Here is a 15,471-nt window from a genome sequence, read left to right as displayed (position 1 = left end):
CATGGAAATTGTCGTACCCATGCAAGTGCGGTTTACGGACGTCGACCGCTTCGGTCACATCAACAACGCGGTTTACCTTTCCTTTCTGGAGCTCGCTCGTATGCGGATTTTTCAGGACGATTCGCTCGGAGCTTCGGTGGAAAGCCTTGCGGGAGAAGGGGCGGGGATCGTGATTGGTTATCAGGAGATCAGATATCGCGCTCCGATCGGGCCGAATGTTCCGACCGTCGATGTAGCCGCGTGGGTGACACGGGTGGGGAGATCGAGCTTCGATATCGCCTACAGCGTTCGTGACGGAGAAGTCGAGTGCGCGATTGCTTCGACATCGGTCGTGCTCGTCGACGTTTCGACCGGCCGCCCGCGTGCCCTCCCGGATCGCGCTAAGGCGACACTAAAGCATTTCAGCGGGCCGCCCCTCGAAGTGAGGGTGGTCGTGAGTCCCGGTCCTCCGCAATTAGTCCACAAGGCAATTCATGCATCTACCAGCACCGCAGAGCTGCTGCAGGACGGTGACATTGGCCAGGCCGCAGGCGATGACCATTTGCCTGCTCTGGAGAGTTCGGACAGCGGACCCCCGTAGCATCGGGGGGACTACTGAAACGAGGAATCAGCAGTGTGGCTGAATCACGACGGCAGGCCGACGCCAGTGCCATTAATCCGCATCTTCCGATGATCGGGTCTGCGGATCCTAGCGAGGAGATTCCGTTCCATCCGACCCAGCGAATGCGGAGGCATCGTGTGTCTCGGCGGCGTAGAGCGCCCCACCACAGACCTGCACCGTAGGCAAGGTCATCGGGACGGCATCCGAGGAGCGCCACGATAGGCTTGGCGGCCGACCGCTGAGAGGAAAACACACCACGAGGTCCACTACGATCGCAAGTGCGATGGCCCTTCGAACAGAGCTGCTAAATATCGCTCCACCCGTGCCAGCTGGCCACCAGGGGCCAGCTGGCACGGGCGCGCATTCTTGGCGCACGCCCCAGCCGAGACCGCGGACGGCTATCCGGACTGGCACCACGTTCCGCATTCACTGCCAGAGAGGCGCGTTCGAAGAACCACGTCGTCGTGGCGACGACGCCTACGGCCACAGGAACGGTCCACCAATGGAGTTGGAGCACCGCCGCGGCGCCTAGAGCCATGGGCGCGGACAGGACAGCCAGCGCGACCTGTCACTGTGCTGGGCGGCGAGGTCGGCTCCGCCAGTGCCGTATGGGAACTTACGGCCGAGCCAGGTACGTACAAGTGGCTTCCACCTCTACCTGGCCGTCGTCATTGAAGACGCCCTGAATGCGTGAGTACTGCTTGTCAGTGAGCAGATCGGCCCCGGTCAGCACAGGACGCGCCGGGCTTTCAGCACAGGACGGGCCTGGCTTTGTAGAGCGGGTCGACCCTGCGGCCTCGAGGGCCGTGGACCTGATGCTGGACTCGGCGCCAGCACATTCCAAGACATCGCCGACCAGGCGGGCCACGTGGAACGGATCCATCACCGCGGTCGCCTCGAGGATCTCCTCGGTGACGGCGGACTTGAACGCGGAGAACCCATTCATGGCCCCCTCGACGTTGTCCCGCCATCCCTGGTCACGCTCGGCCAGCCATTGTTTGAAGCCTATTTGAAGCGACCCTCGAGCATGTCCAACAGCCTCGCCGGCTTTCGGCGCACCCCGCACCTGCGTCACAGAACTCCTGCACCCATCCTCTCCCCCCCCTGGCGGCGGCTGGGCACTTGGATGATCGTGCTCGTAGCGGTTCGCTGCACCACGCGAAGCGCAGATGGTGTGGCCGGTGGGCGGGTCCGGCTTGCGCAGCCTCGCTTCCGCCGCTTGACGAAAACCATAGAGGCACCCCGTTACCGGGGGGTCGAGCTGAAGAATGAGACCGCCTCAACTCGACCCCAAGGCGTCAAAAGAACCGGGTCAGGGTCAGCACGGCTCGTGCAGAGACCTCGAGGATCCTGATCCCGGCAAGGAAGCCACCGCGGCCGTGTGGATTCGCCCGTCAGTAGCTCCTGGGGAGCCCGAGCGACCGTTCTGCGATGAAGTTGAGGATCATTTGGTTGTTGACCGGGGCGATGCGTTGCAGTCGAGATTCGATCCAGTGGCGACCAATGTGGTACTCCCTGGCGAAGGAATAGCCGCCAAACACTTGCATGCTGGAGTCTGTCGCACTGAAAGCCGCCTCGGTCGCGAGGTACTTCGCTGCGTTAGCCAGGGTCCCTACTTCGGCGCCCCCGAGTCGCTCATAGTCCTCGACAGCCTGGTACACGACCTGGCCCGCGGCCAGCAGTTGGAGGTAGTTGTGGGCCAGAGGATGCTGGACGGCTTGATTCATCCCGATGGGCCGATCGAAGACGACCCGCTCACGACCGTATTGTGAGGCGGCTTTGATGGCCCAACGCCCAACACCCAACGCCTCGGCGGAGAGGTAGAGACGTTCCCCATTGAGGCTGTGCAGCAGATGGTAGAACCCCCGACCTACTTCCCCGATGATGTCCTCATCACGCACGAAATGATCCTGCAGGAATAGCTCGGCGGAGGCTACCGCGTTGCGACCGATCTTCGGGATCGCGCGGATGTCGATGTTCGGGGAATTAAGGTCCGTCAGGAAGAGCGTCAGACCGGAGGCCTTCCGCTCCTCTGCAGTCGGGGTGGACGTGCGGGCCAGCAGCAAAACCTTGTCCCCGCGCAAAGCTCCCGAATTCCAGACCTTAGTGCCCGATATGAGGTACCCGCCCTCGGTCTTCGTCGCGCGGGTCTGGATGCTCGTCGTATCCGTACCCGCGTCCGGCTCGGTCACGCCGAATGTGACAAACAGATCGCCCGAAGCGATGCGCGGAAGGTAAGACCGTTTCTGCTCCTCGGTGCCGAACTTCAGCAACGCGGGAATGCATAGCAGCGGAATGTGCACGGACGAGCAGGCGTTTATCGCACCGCCACTTGCCGCGAGTTCCTCAAGGACCGCGACCTGGTCGCTAAGGGTTCCACCACCGCCGCCGTACTCCTCAGGGATCGTGATGCCAAGCAAACCGGCTTCGGCAAAAGCGGCGAAGAACTCCTCCGGGAATCGCTTGTCCAGATCACAGCTGTCCCAGTAGCTCTCGTCGAACTTCTCACAAATGCTCGCAACAAGCTCACGCAGGTCTGGCTTGGTGCTCTGATGCGGGAAAGGTGTAAATTCCACGTGCTTCTCCAGGTCTCTTCGGTCGCAGCGATTCCTCTACGCCAGCGTCGTTTTCGACGGTATGCCAAGCCAAGGCCGCTGTCAACACTATCGTTGACTGAGCTCATACCCCCGCCTAATGGAGACGAGTTCCGGATCCGGAAAGCGCGGACACCCGACTGGAAGAGCAGCGGCAGCGACACCCTCCAGTCGTCCATGGACACGGGTCCCCATGGCCCACTCACTCCATTGCCGTCTCCCTGCCCGACGCGAACGCGACGACCGCCGACCCACCGGTTTCCAGTCTCGTCGCGCTGTTCAGACCAGGGGCCCTGCACCGCGGCCAACGGACACTGGATCAGTATCGGCGATCGCCACACGTCAGCCGGGACCCCGCTCGCCTCCCCTCGCCCAGTTGCACGCCGCCTCTTGGATTCAGTGGTTCGGCGGCAACGTCTGAGGCAGCTCAGTCTTGTCGAGCCCAACCGCGCAGACGCTCACCGCGCCGTCGTAGCCCGAGCACTCTCTTTAGGGAGCAGCCTCGCGGTGGTAGCCGGGAAGATTCGTTGCAAATCGTCGAGCCACTGAGAGTCACTGCCATCACGTGTCGCGATGCCGAACTCGGTGGCGACGGCGTCGACAAAAGAACCCTGCACCGTCGTGGCACTGATTCGCTCGACCAGATTGGAAGTTCCAGTCGGCGACCTCGCCGACATGGCGATCACGACTCGACCTTCTGGGGCGGCATGTGCTCCCGCGGCGAAGTCGGGCGCGCCACCGAGGCCGGAGACCTGTCGTTCGCCGATGCGTTCAGCGTTGACGTTTCCCCGAAGATCGATCTGGAGCCCTCCCAGCACCACGGTGAAGCCGTGCTGCTGGGCGAGCCAGCGCGGGGAGTGGACGACCGTCGAGGGAAGCAGCCTGATTCGGGGATCCGTTGCCGCCCAGCTGGTTGCGTCCGGGGAGGCCACGACCGACATTGCCCTGATTGGCGCGGTCTTCGAAAGTACCCCGCGCTGCGCCAGCGTCCGGGTGTTATCGGTAATCGCGCCGGTGACGACGGAAAGTTCCCGCGACGGATCAAGGACTTCGGCAATAGCGTCGGCCACCCGCCCTACACCCAGCGCCAAGGAACGAACTTCCCCGCCGATCGCCTGGCACGCATTCCTGGCGATCGCCCTGCTAATCGCATCGGGCTCTCCACTCAACGGAATGTGCGCTCCCGCATCGCCAGCCGTGACCACCCAATCGGCGCGATGCACTTTTGCGGCCCCTCGCATCAGCGGAAGATCGACAACCTCCTCGACCACCACCACCTCCGCCGCATCAATCAACAGCTGCAGATATCCGTTAATTACGCCGAGATCGAAGTGGGACCCCATCGAAGTCGCGCAGACGACAACGGCGTCGACGGGGAGGCTCCCGTTCCTGATGGACGCACAGACCTCCCAGTAACTGCTGCGGATGTGCTCCACGGGCAAGCGCCCCAAGCCTCGGCCTGGCAGGACGCTGGCCAGCCTGACGTGTTCATTCTCAGTGACCGCCTCGGGCAGCGGAGCGCGCCTCACCCCGGTCATAATGCGCACGGGATCGGCCTCGGTGGCTGGCCAGCGCTCAAGATAGGCAATCAGTCCGGACGACGGCTCGAACAACCCCTCAGCACACCAAATAGTCCTCATAAAACCAACTTATCAACATACATGTTGACGCAACAGTTTGCGGCACGCCACAATCGGAGAAAATGTAACGTCCACCACCCCTGGAGTCACCATGTCGAATGCCACCGTTACTGAAGCCCCCCCTGCCCTGGTCGCGCCCTTTACCGACGCGTCCGGTCGAGTCCTGACGACCCTGCCTCAACTTGTGCGCCGCAACGCCCAAGAGCACGGCGACAAAATCGCATATCGCACCATGGCGCCGCGTGGCGCCTGGACGACGCGAACATGGGGCCAGGTGTATGATGCGGTCACCGAGATCTCCGCCGGCATCTTGGCCCTGCAGCCACGCCTGAAAGGTCATCAGCCGGCGCAGTTTGGCTTCGCCATCGGCAAGAACTCACCCGACCATTTCATCGTCGAGTATGCCCTCCAGACGACCGGCCTCACCGCGTTTCCGCTGTTCGAGACCATGACCGCCGCTGAGATGCGCGTGACCCTGGCGAGTTACCCGGCAGCGCTGGCCTTCAGCGGAACCGCCGGCGCAACCGCCCGGATCCTGGAAGCATCGGATTCGCTGTCGGTGGAACTCGTCATCCAGTGGGGCAGCGATCCCGTGCTTGATGACCCCAGAGTCATGACGCTGAGCGATCTTCGTCGCCTCGGAGTGGAGTATCTCGCGGTCAACCCGAGCGCCGTGGATGAGTCGATCGAAGCGGGAGACATCAATGATGTTTCGTGCGTGATTCTGACGTCCGGGACGACCGGCATTTCTAAGGGCGTACTGGGGACCAATGCCTACATGCTCGATAACGCAGCCCGCTACCGGTATATCTATGACGCACAACCGTTCGCGAAGTACCTTAGCTACCTTCCGGCCGCTTTCTCCGTGGAGCAGTTCAACGGGCTGACTTTGGGTGCCGCCGCTCCCCTGGAAGTTGCGTTCAGCTCGGCGCCCAATAAGGCAGCCGAGGAGTTCATCAGTTCTGAGGCGTCCATGAAGTACCTCGGCCCCCGCCAATGGGAGGAACTGCGCGCTACGGTTCCCGCCGATTTGCTCTCCAATGATGCGGAGATTATTCTCCGGCGCGATACGATCCGCAAAGAATTGGGCCTCGAGCATGTCAAGGGGTGCATTACAGCCGGTGGCTCCCTTGCAGGAGAGGTGCTGGAGTTCTTCAAGCTCCTCGGTCTGCCGATTCGAAACGTCTACGGTCTGGCCGAAATGGGCATCTTCACCGCGACGCGTGACGAGCACCCCTCGGAGAGCGTCGGGGCGGCGCTTCCGACAGCCTATGGCGTCGAGCCGATCCAGGTCCGCACCTCGCCAGACGGGGAGGTGCAGGTGCATGGCGGGGTGAGATGCGCGGGCTACTGGGGCGGTAAGGAGCTCGACGTCACCGAGGACGGCTGGCTGCGCAGTGGAGACGCCGGCGTCATCGACAAGGGAGCGTTGCACATTTTGGACCGGATCACCAACATCCAGCGTCTGCCCAATGGAGAATCCTTCGCCCCACAGCCAATCGAAATCAGCGCGATGAGCAGTCCATACTTCTCCAACTTCATTCTCATCGGTGGGCACGGCAACGATTCCCGTATCGGCGCGATCGTTCAGGTGAACGACGAAGCCGTTCGCCGACGCATCGATGACAGTCACCGCCGCAACGCATCCTACTCTGAGCTCATCGTCGACGAGGATGTCGTCGCGCTCATCTCCGGCGAGATCGAGAAGCTGAACAAGACCTTGCCGAGCACACAACGCGTGAGCCTGCTGGGAATTCTGCCGAAGCCGCTTACCGTCGATGACGGGGAACTTACACGGAGCATGAAGCTGCGCCGATCGGTCGTCGTCGACCGCTATATCCAGTTAGTTGCCGCGATGTACGAGCGGACGGAACCGCATACCGTCGCGTTCGACGTGTACGTGGGGCGGGATGGAGAGGGCGGCAACACGTCCATGCTCGGTTACATAAAACCAGTCAACATAAGTGTTGACTGAGACCTCATCAACAGATATGTTGATGAGCATGCAGACGACTGAAGCGATCCAGACGGACTACGACTTCGTGATCATTGGCGCCGGCATGTGCGGTCTGTACCAGCTGTACCGCCTCCGCCAGCTCGGTGTTCGGGTGACAGCCCTCGAGATGAACGGAAACGTCGGCGGCACCTGGTACCGCAACCGCTATCCCGGTTGCCGTTTCGACTCCGAGAGCTATACCTACGGTTATTCCTTCTCTAAGGAGCTCCTCGCGGAGTGGAACTGGACCGAACGATTCGCTCCGCAACCGGAAGTGTTGAGCTATGTCAACTACGTGGCGGACAAGTTCTCGCTGCGTGAGGACATCCAGTTCAGCACCAAGGTCACAAGTGCCCGCTTCGACGACGACCAATCAACATGGGACGTCGTAACCGAGGATGGTCGGACCATTTCAACCCGGTTCCTTATCACCGCCATGGGGATGCTCTCCGTGCCGACAGCGCCGCGACTGCCCCACCTGGAGAAGTTCAAGGGCGAAACGGTCCACACGTTCTACTGGCCCACGGACGGCGTCGATGTTTCTGGCAAGCGGGTCGGCGTGATCGGAACCGGTTCCACCGGTGTCCAGGTGATTTCCACCATCGCCAAGGACGTCGACTCGCTGACCGTTTTCCAGCGGAACCCAAACTGGTGCGCCCCGTTGCACAACGGTCCACTGTCCCAACAGGACATGGATGACATCCGCTCGAAGTACGACGAGATCTTCCAGTCCTGCTTCAACTCCCCCAACGGCTTCATTCACCGTCCATTGCGTGAGAAGACTACGGATGTCAGCCGCGAGGAGCGACTCGCCATGTGGAACGAGCTCTATGACTCCCCTGGTTTCGGGATCTGGCTGGGGAACTACCGGGACACGATGATGGATGCAGCGGCGAATGCTGAGCTCTCCGAGTTCGTCGCCGGGAAAATCCGCGAACGCGTCACGGATCCGCGAACCGCCGACATGCTAATCCCCACTGATCACGGCTTCGGAACCAAGCGCGTCCCGCTCGAAACCCGGTACTACGAGGTCTACAACCAGGACAACGTCGAACTCATCAGTGTCGGGAAGAATCCGATCACAGAGGTGACTGAAACGGGCCTCAGGATCCAGACCGAGAACGGACCTCGTGACATCGAACTCGACGTGATCGTGTTCGCAACCGGCTTCGATGCCGTGACAGGCGCGTTCGACCGGATCGATTTCGTCGGCAGCGGTGGCGTCCGGCTCAAGGAGAAATGGGCTAATGGACCAAGCACAACTTTTGGCGTGCAGACTGCAGGTTTCCCAAACCTTCTCATCTGCGTCGGACCGCAGTCAGGCTCGGCTGCAGCCAACTTCCCCCGCGGCATTGAGGACATCGTCGGGTGGATGACCGACTTCGCTGAGTTCCTTATCGAAAATGGCATCACCCGGGTCGAGCCCACCAAGGAGGCTGAACAGGCATGGCTTGACCACGTGGCTGAGGTGAACGACAAGGTGTTGATGACCAAGACCAAATCCTGGTTCAACGGGCACAACATCAATCTCGATCGAGACGACCGGCCTCGGCAGATGATTTATACAGGCGGCGCCGTACGCTACCGTCGCCTACTCGCGGACGAACAGGCGGGCGGATACCCCAGCTTCGAACTCAGCAGAACTGAGATTCCGGCCGCAGTCTGACGAGGCCCCGCAGGCAATCGACCCTAAGGCGTCCAGACGCCCCTGAAGCCCCTCACGGGCTGGAGCGTGTTGCTGGTGTCTCGGATGCCTGTCCGGCCGAGACCGCCGTCGCGTAAGTGACGGTCCGGGCCGGCGCCAAGCCACCGAGCGGGAGCTGACCGGCATTCGTGAAGGAACGGCTGGCGAAAGACGGGACAACGCTGCAGCGGCGTCATCGATGAGATGTCTGCCGCGCTTGGATTGTTTGGATCACCGATCACAGCAGAGGCCAGCACGTACTACTCCTCGCCGATGATGTCCAAACCGTGGCCGGCCAGAGCGGCTCCTTTAGTCAGCAGCACTGCCAGGACAAGTGCTGATCCCGAGTCCGTTTTATTAGAGAAGGAGGCAGCAATGACCGCCGTGGACGAAAGGGTCGCGACGACAGCCCACGACCAGCGTTATGCCAACGACGCTAGGTTCACCCATCCCCGAAAAGGGCCAATGCGGACCGCGGCACCGAGGTTCTGGTTCCACGGCGAGCAGGAGGGGCGGATCGAGCGCCAACCGGTCAAGGGGGTGCGCAAGGCCACCGCAAAGGCAATGGTCGAATCCGCGTTCTCCGCCCCGCACGTGAGCATCTTCGTGGACGTGGACGCCTCGCGCACCATGGAGTTCGTGCAGCGGCTCAAGAAGAGCCGCGACTTCGAGGGCATCAAGGTCTCCCCGCTGCTGATCCTGGCCAAGGCGGTCATCTGGGCGGCCGCGCGCAATCCAAGCGTGAACGCGACCTGGGTGGAAATGGAGAACGGCCCGGAAATCCACGTCAAGCACTTCATGAACCTGGGCATTGCCGCTGCGACCCCGCGCGGGCTACTGGTGCCGAACCTGAAGAACGCGCAGGACCTGCCCCTGAGGGAACTGGCCATCGCGCTCAACCAACTGGCGACCACCGCCCGCGAGGGCAGGACCAGACCGGCGGACATGCAGAACGGCACGCTGACGATCACCAACATCGGCGCTCTGGGCATCGACACCGGCACCCCCATCATCAACCCGGGCGAAGTCGCGATCGTCGCCTTTGGCACCATCCGGCAGAAGCCCTGGGTGGTCTCCGGGCAAGTCATCCCGCGCTGGATCACCACGCTCGGCGGCTCCTTCGACCACCGCGTGGTAGACGGGGACCTCTCCGCCCGGTTCATGACCGACGTCGCCGCAATCATGGAGGAACCGGCCCTGCTGCTCGCATAACCCAGTTCCAGCAATCACAGGTCCCGAACAGCTGGCGCATGCGCGCTTGGACGAATTGGTGGATTACGAGGCGTATAACGAATTCAACGCCTCTGTATTCAATTTCCAAGTGCCAGACCATCACTGACCACGACACACCGGCCGGAATGACCGCAAGACATAGGAGTCGCCATGAGCACCGTTGCAATGACCGAAGCGCCGCAGATCCGCAAAGGACTGGCCGGCGTCGTCGTCGACACCACGAAGATCTCCAAGGTCAACGTGGGTACCAACTCGCTGCTGTACCGCGGTTACCCCGTCCAGGACCTGGCCGCGCACTGCAGCTTCGAAGAGGTGGCGTATCTGCTGTGGAATGGAGAACTGCCGGACGTGGTCCAGTTTCATGACTTCACCGCGGCCGAACGCGGCGGCCGCGCACTGGATCCGGTGGTGAAGTCGGTCATCGATTCACTGCCGATGGAGGCCCACCCCATGGACGTGTGCCGGACGGCGGCCAGCGTGATCGGCGCCCGCCACCGGCTGGCCGAGGATTCCTCACCCGAGGCGAACATGGCCAAGGCGCTGGACTTGTTTGCGGCGTTCCCGGCCGTCGTGGCCTACGACCAGCGCCGGCGCCGCGGGCAGGACCTGGTGGAACCGCGCGACGACCTGGGCTACGCGGCGAACTTTCTCTGGATGTCCTTCGGCGAGGAGGCAGCCCCGGAGGTGGTGGAGGCGTTCAACGTCTCCATGATCCTGTACGCCGAGCACTCGTTCAACGCCTCCACCTTCACGGCCCGGGTCATCACCTCCACGCTGTCCGACCTGCACTCGGCCGTCACCGGTGCCATCGGCACGCTGAAGGGCCCGCTGCACGGCGGCGCCAACGAAGCGGTCATGCACACCTTCGAGCAAATCGGCATACGCACCGACGAATCCCGCGAGGAAGCCGCCGCCCGGGCCTGGACCTGGATGGAGCAGGCCCTGGCCGACAAGAAGAAAGTGATGGGCTTCGGCCACCGGGTCTACAAACACGGCGATTCCCGGGTGCCGACCATGAAGGCCGCCCTCGACAAGATGATCGACCACTACGGCCGCCCCGAAATCCTCGGACTGTACGACGGGCTGGAGCTCGCGATGGCCGAGGCGAAGGATATCAAACCGAACCTGGACTACCCCGCCGGCCCCACCTACCACCTGATGGGCTTCGACACGGAAATGTTCACCCCGCTGTTCGTGGCCAGCCGGATCACCGGCTGGACCGCGCACATCATGGAACAGCTGGAAGCGAACTCGCTGATCCGCCCTCTCAGTGAATACAACGGCCGAGCGGAGCGCTCTGTGAAAGAGGGCACCCAGCTGTAACTGCCCTAACGACGGTTACAGCTGCCATCAACTGCGGTGGGGCACCGGACGATCACCCGGATCGTCATTCCTACCGCCACGATAACGGTGCCTCACCGCCACTTACCACCATCCCGCTGCGAAATGAAAAGTGATAACGGGTGCAAATGCAACCTAAGGATCTTCAAAAATTTATACAAATCCCCGAGAGCACCTATTAGGAAGCAGTTCCTCATGGAAAAAACTTCACAACTGACTGCGATGAGACCTATACGAGTAGAGGATTGGGCCGCACTCCCGGGCGTTTCAATAGACGTTCGTCGGAATGGCACAACAGTATGTTCAGGCATTGTGGACGCGGTGACCGAGGACGGGTCCATTCTTTGGGTGAACCCCGCGGGGTCCGAAAGAAGACTTTTCGAAAAGAGAAGTTCATATGAAGCATGGACCGATGAACGATCTGTTCCCTTCTTGTACAGGATGTCGGGGAAAACGAGAAATTAGCCCAGTAAGGAAGTTGTGCCGGCGATGTTCTCCGGCAACGAGAAGGAGTAAACATGAGTACAGCTGTCGTCGCACGCCAGGGCGTTCTGGCCGATGCCCTTGTCACGAGCACCGCCCTGACTAACACTGCCCTGGTTGTCGCGGCGCCGGCCTGACCGCTGTGATGGCGCGGAAACTCGCCACGGCCTCGATGCCGGTCCGCAACGTGTAGCGAGTGAGCCGCCTAGGGCGTGTCTCCCCTATCGCCAGTGAAGCTCGCGGCATGCCGGTCCACACCGCCTCGGCGCGGGGTTGAACTTTCCCGCCGGGACTCGGTTCGGCGACGGTGAACCGCTGACTGTTGAGGTTGAAGGCAAGACTTTGGCGGCGGGTTCCTCGCGCTAGAGCATTTGGAAAAAAGATTGGTGACCGGCGCGAAGGGTGCCTTCAGGACGAAATGTTCTACGTTCAGACTGTCTCCTAGCGGAGCTTCCATAAGATGCGTGAACGTCGTTCATTGTGGCGAATTTGCTGGTCCTACCGGCCTCGGATCCTCCTGCCGCACCGACGAGGATCGCCGCACGGCGCGGCCCTCTGCGAGCCACGGCCGATGCCAATTGTCCAGACAGTGTCTGGACAATTGGGGCCAGCGTGTCATCGGTGCACATTAGGGTGGAATGGTGACCCAGATCGAGCCGGACCTGCCGAATGACTACGCGGCCGCCCTCACATCCCTCAAGGACTTGGTGCGGCAGGCACAGTTCAAGGCCCAGCGCGTAGTTAACAGTGCCATGATCGAGCTGTACTGGAACATCGGACAGACGATCCTGGATCGGCAAGCGAACGAGCCCTGGGGCAGCAAAGTCCTGGACAGGCTGGCACGTGACCTGCGGGCGGAGTTCCCGCACATGAAGGGATTCTCCCGCACGAACGTCTACAACATGCGCGCCTTCGCGGCCGCATGGACCGGACCTGAACCAATAGTCCAGACACCTTCTGGACAATTGAGCTGGAGCCACAACGTCACGCTCCTCAACAAGATCAACGACCACAAACTTCGGCGCTGGTACGCATCCAAAGCCGTCCAGAACGGCTGGTCTGTCGCCGCCCTTGAACACCAGATCCTCACCGGCCTCCACACCCGGACCGGCGCAGCTCCGAACAACCTCGAAGCACGCCTCCCGGGTGAAGGAACAGACCTGGCCCGTGCCGTGGCGAAAGACCCCCTGGTGCTCGACTTCCTTGGCCTGACCGAAGAAGCCCAAGAACACGCCATGGAAGAAGCCATGACCTTGCGGATGGCCCAGACCTTGGCCGAGTTCGGCCCCGGATTCGCCTTTGTCGGCCGGCAATATCACCTCGACGTTGACGGTGACGACTTCTTTATCGACCTTCTGCTGTACCACGTACCGTCAGACCGTTACGTTGTGGTCGAACTTAAGGCTGGAAAATTCAAGCCCGAGCACCTGGGACAGCTGAACTTCTATGTCGCAGCGGTAAACGACATGCTCCGCCTCCCGCGGCAGGCCCCCACCGTCGGCATACTTGTCTGCGGTTCCCGGAACGAGCGCACCGTTCGCTACGCACTCGATGGCTCCGCCCAGCCGCTCACAGTCACCTCATACACCTACGAAGCCCTCCCCGCTAACGAACAAGCAACACTGCCTTCGCCAGCTGCAATCACCGCCGCTTTGGAACATGACCCGGCCGACATCGTTTAATCTGCGGGCGGCCCAGCCGAATACAACTGAGCTCGTAGGGGCGGTATCAGGCCGGTGACCGGCCCTCGGCGTCCCCGACGTCGCGGTCTGAGGCTCCCATGTGTTTGGCCAGCTCAACGGCGGCATTCAGCTCCCTTACGGCCTGGCGAAGCCTTGCCGCCCGGTCCCGCACCAACTCCAGTGGGTCTTCCAGCAGCCAACCGCGGCCGAGCATCTCGTCATCCGTTGCATCCTCGAAGGCATCCCCGAGGAGCTTGTAGGCCCGCAGCATCCGGGACGCCTCGTCCGGGTCCAGATCATCAAAGTCGTTCGTGTCGCTGGGACCGGCATAGGGATGCTCTCTCATCGACCGGCAGCCTTCCCGCTAGAGCTTCTCGTCCTGGGCATGAAGATCATTCTTGCACCGGCTGACTCGTCCTGCGGCAGCAGAATCCTCATGGACCCCAGGCTGACCTGTGCCGTCTATGGCCCTTGATTCTGTACCCCTCTCCGGCGTGTTGCAGGGGGGAATGCATCTCTACTGACCCTGATTCTTACTCATTAGGGCCTATAAAGAAGGGCGGGGCAGCAGGGGCGAGGTCCGATGGGCCTCGCCCCTGCTGCTGTTTAGGGTGCTCTTTCGCCTAGGACGTGGATTCCCGTCCAGCGGCCGATCGGGCGGAGCAGCATGACTGCCGGAACGACGAAGGCAACGGCGACTGCGCCGGGCAGGTCGAAGATCGCGAGCACGGCCCAGATGAGGACGCCCCACGCGATCGCGTAGGTGAGGCCGAAAGCGAATGTCTTCATGTGGCTACCTTATGTTCGCGGAGAGGCAGCCGGCGACGCTCGATGAAACCGTCGCCAGCGCGCCGTTCGCGCTGAACTTGATCTTCCAGCTGCCGTCGCCCATCTGCTGCAGGTAGGCGGGAACCGACGTGGCCCGAGATGGAATCCGACCTACAAGCAACAACAGGAAGTAGCTAACAGAACGTAGTTCAGCGGCTGGGCCCGCTCTTGGTCCGTTCCGCGCCGATACCGGTTCCGGCGGGGGTTTTACGTGCCGTCACCGCCCCTTTGCCTTGGGTCAGGGCGGTGGCCGGGTGTGTGCCCTCGCTGCGGGCCGCGGCGAGGCGTCCCTGTACCTGTTTCTCTGTGGCGGTTCCGGCAAGGGAAGCCGCGAAGGCCTGGTGGTGGGCGGCGGACCCGTACTCCATGGCTGAGATGGTTTCAACTGACTCGCCCTGGTCTTTAAGCCCTTGGCTGTCCTCGCCTCTCACGCGGTTTTCCAGTTCGCGTCCCAGGCTTTCGATGCGGGCGAACAGTTCCGTTTCGGCGCGTTCGTAGCGCTGCTCCAGCGGCTGGTCCTGCGAGCCGGTGAAGCCGCCTTCAGCCAGGAGCTTGGCTTCGTGCATCTTTTTGGCGGCATTGACGAACGCGGGATCCTTGAAGTGTGAGTCGTCGGCACCGTTGACGGTGGCGGTGGTTTCTTGGCGCAGCTGGTCAATGGCGGGTCCGTTGATCCCGTCCTTGCCGATGAGGAACAGGCGTTCCTTGATCTCGGTCTCGGCGGCGGCGACGGCTTGGGGGGTTTTCGCGTTGTGGGCCCGTTGCAGGGCCTGGGCGAGCTCGGGGTTGGCCAGGTACTCGACGGGTACCTGGTGGCGTTCCATTTCCGGGGCCAGTTTCTGGGCTTGGGCGCGGAGTTCTTCGGCACGGGCCGCTGCGAGCAGCGCCATGGCCTTCTCATGCTGTTGGGCGGCCGCTTTGCGCGTCTCGTCCTGGCTGGCTGCCAGCGCGTCCTGCCGGGCCTTTTCCGTGGTCATGGTTTGGATATATGACTCCAGATAGGCGCCGTCCGCACCGACGTCGTGGGTGTCGATGGCGTAGCGCGTCAGGACTTCCTGACGGATTCTTTCCGAGGCTGCCAAGGCGGCGGGGTCATGGTCTTTCCAGCCCTCCGCGACGGCATGAACAGCGGCGATGTCATGGGGCTGCGCTTTGTCCCACCACTGGTCTTTCTCCACCGGTGCCAGTGCCGCGCGCGCGGTACTGCGCTCGGCCGCCAGGCGTGTCCCGGCTTCGTGTGCTGCCTGGGCGTCCAGGTGTTCCTGCTGCCGCAGGGATTCCTGCCGGTGCCGGGCAAGTGTTTCGGCAATGCGTGAGGCCATCAGCAGGGCCTGCCGCATTCCGTTGTCCAGGACATCGTCCATTCCGTCTGAGTCGCTCATGGTGTTC

11 protein-coding genes and 1 pseudogene are annotated in these 15,471 nt (G+C 62.1%); 6 read left to right on the top strand and 6 right to left on the bottom strand.

All coding sequences use genetic code 11. The features are described 5' to 3' along the window. Position 1: 1 nt before the first annotated feature. A complete protein-coding gene (locus tag AC5RWT_RS04795) occupies positions 2–580 on the top strand; it encodes an acyl-CoA thioesterase (RefSeq protein WP_494079360.1) in 579 nt (192 codons plus the stop codon). 637 nt (positions 581–1,217) lie between these two features. Here AC5RWT_RS04795 and AC5RWT_RS04790 read toward each other — a convergent pair. The 3 genes from AC5RWT_RS04790 to AC5RWT_RS04780 form a co-directional block, all read right to left on the bottom strand. Beyond that, the gene (locus AC5RWT_RS04790) at positions 1,218–1,547 is read right to left on the bottom strand and encodes a transposase (RefSeq protein ID WP_494079359.1); all 330 of its coding nucleotides are present in this window, start codon (positions 1,545–1,547) and stop codon (positions 1,218–1,220) included. Between the two features lie 448 nt (positions 1,548–1,995). Beyond that, the gene (locus AC5RWT_RS04785; protein ID WP_494079358.1) at positions 1,996–3,177 is read right to left on the bottom strand and encodes an acyl-CoA dehydrogenase family protein; all 1,182 of its coding nucleotides are present in this window, start codon (positions 3,175–3,177) and stop codon (positions 1,996–1,998) included. A 476-nt stretch (positions 3,178–3,653) separates the two neighbouring features. Further along, on the bottom strand, positions 3,654–4,835 hold the full coding sequence (locus AC5RWT_RS04780) for an acetyl-CoA hydrolase/transferase C-terminal domain-containing protein (protein ID WP_494079357.1): 1,182 nt from the start codon (positions 4,833–4,835) through the stop codon (positions 3,654–3,656). Positions 4,836–4,926: 91 nt separating this feature from the next. On the opposite strand from AC5RWT_RS04780, the gene AC5RWT_RS04775 reads away from it, so the two are divergent. The 5 genes and pseudogenes from AC5RWT_RS04775 to AC5RWT_RS04755 all read left to right on the top strand — a co-directional run bounded on the left by AC5RWT_RS04775 (position 4,927) and on the right by AC5RWT_RS04755 (position 13,254). Continuing rightward, positions 4,927–6,810: an AMP-binding protein gene (locus tag AC5RWT_RS04775; protein WP_494079356.1), complete on the top strand. Its 1,884-nt coding sequence runs from the start codon at positions 4,927–4,929 to the stop codon at positions 6,808–6,810. A gap of 28 nt (positions 6,811–6,838) precedes the next feature. Then, a complete protein-coding gene (locus tag AC5RWT_RS04770; protein WP_494079355.1) occupies positions 6,839–8,497 on the top strand; it encodes a flavin-containing monooxygenase in 1,659 nt (552 codons plus the stop codon). Positions 8,498–9,019: 522 nt separating this feature from the next. Then, a pseudogene (locus AC5RWT_RS04765) lies at positions 9,020–9,727 on the top strand (dihydrolipoamide acetyltransferase family protein); the annotation flags it as partial. A 171-nt stretch (positions 9,728–9,898) separates the two neighbouring features. Then, positions 9,899–11,071, top strand: a complete 1,173-nt coding sequence (locus tag AC5RWT_RS04760; protein ID WP_494079354.1) for a bifunctional 2-methylcitrate synthase/citrate synthase — start codon at positions 9,899–9,901, stop codon at positions 11,069–11,071. 1,142 nt (positions 11,072–12,213) lie between these two features. After that, positions 12,214–13,254 carry a PDDEXK nuclease domain-containing protein gene (locus AC5RWT_RS04755; RefSeq protein WP_494079353.1) on the top strand — a complete coding sequence of 347 codons (1,041 nt, stop codon included), beginning with the start codon at positions 12,214–12,216 and terminating at the stop codon, positions 13,252–13,254. 46 nt (positions 13,255–13,300) lie between these two features. Here the strand turns inward: AC5RWT_RS04755 and AC5RWT_RS04750 are convergent, their stop codons facing one another. The 3 genes from AC5RWT_RS04750 to AC5RWT_RS04740 form a co-directional block, all read right to left on the bottom strand. Further along, complete coding sequence (locus AC5RWT_RS04750) at positions 13,301–13,600, bottom strand: hypothetical protein (protein WP_452034416.1); 300 nt, start codon at positions 13,598–13,600, stop codon at positions 13,301–13,303. Between the two features lie 260 nt (positions 13,601–13,860). Beyond that, positions 13,861–14,043 (bottom strand): hypothetical protein, encoded by a 183-nt coding sequence (locus tag AC5RWT_RS04745; protein ID WP_494043975.1) that lies wholly within the window; start codon positions 14,041–14,043, stop codon positions 13,861–13,863. Positions 14,044–14,231: 188 nt separating this feature from the next. After that, the gene (locus AC5RWT_RS04740) at positions 14,232–15,464 is read right to left on the bottom strand and encodes a hypothetical protein (protein WP_494079352.1); all 1,233 of its coding nucleotides are present in this window, start codon (positions 15,462–15,464) and stop codon (positions 14,232–14,234) included. Positions 15,465–15,471: the final 7 nt, after the last annotated feature.

The sequence above is a fragment of the Arthrobacter sp. Dra40 genome, from assembly GCF_059091905.1.
Note: the sequence above shows the minus strand (reverse complement) of the source record. Positions and strands in the feature narration are given on the sequence as shown.